We start from the raw sequence: 738 nt of genomic DNA, 5'->3' as shown, positions 1-738 counted from the left end.
TGGCGTTGCGGGACTGGCTGCGGGCGTATGCGAAGAAGCACCCGCGGTGGGGATACCGCAGGGCCTACCACGATGCCCGCGGCGAGGGGTGGGTCGTGAACCACAAGAAGATCCAACGGCTCTGGCGCGAGGAAGGGCTGCGCGTCCCGCAGCGGCGTCGCCGCAAACGCGTTGGGTCTTCGACCGTCGACGCCCCGGCAGCGGTCGCACCGAACCTCGTGTGGGCGGTGGACTTCCAGTTCGACGCGGACGAGCAGGGCCGTCCGATCAAGATCTGCTCCATCGTCGACGAGCACACCCGCGAGTGCATCGGCGGGCTCGTCGAACGGTCGATCACCGCGGACCGGCTCACCGCCCACCTCGAGGACCTCGTCGCCGTCCGCGGCGCCCCCGCGGTGCTCCGATCCGACAACGGCCCCGAGTTCATCAGCGACGCGATGGCCGACTGGGCCGGCACCCGCACCGGCCTGTTCTACATCCCGCCCGGCTCGCCCTGGCACAACGGGTACGTCGAGTCGTTCAACAGCAGGCTCCGCGACGAGTGCCTGAACATCAACAGCTTCTACTCGCTGCTCCACGCCCAGGTCGTGATCGGCGACTGGAAGACCGAATACAACCACGACCGCCGGCATTCATCGCTCGGCTACCTCGCACCCGTCGACTACGCTCGGCAATGCACCCATCAATCGGAAACCGACGACTCGCACAGCGACCGGACCGAATGAAGGGGGCGGCCCA

Annotated in this window: 1 pseudogene; it reads left to right on the top strand. The window is 67.9% G+C overall.

The features are described from left to right. A pseudogene (locus tag KZA10_RS16710) lies at nt 1-725 on the top strand (IS3-like element ISAar43 family transposase); the annotation flags it as partial. Between the last annotated feature and the right edge of the window lie 13 nt (nt 726-738).

The organism is Microbacterium sp. BF1, assembly GCF_019279095.1.
GTDB classification, from domain to species: Bacteria; Actinomycetota; Actinomycetes; order Actinomycetales; family Microbacteriaceae; genus Microbacterium; species Microbacterium maritypicum.
This window is presented reverse-complemented; position numbering and strand designations above follow the sequence as displayed.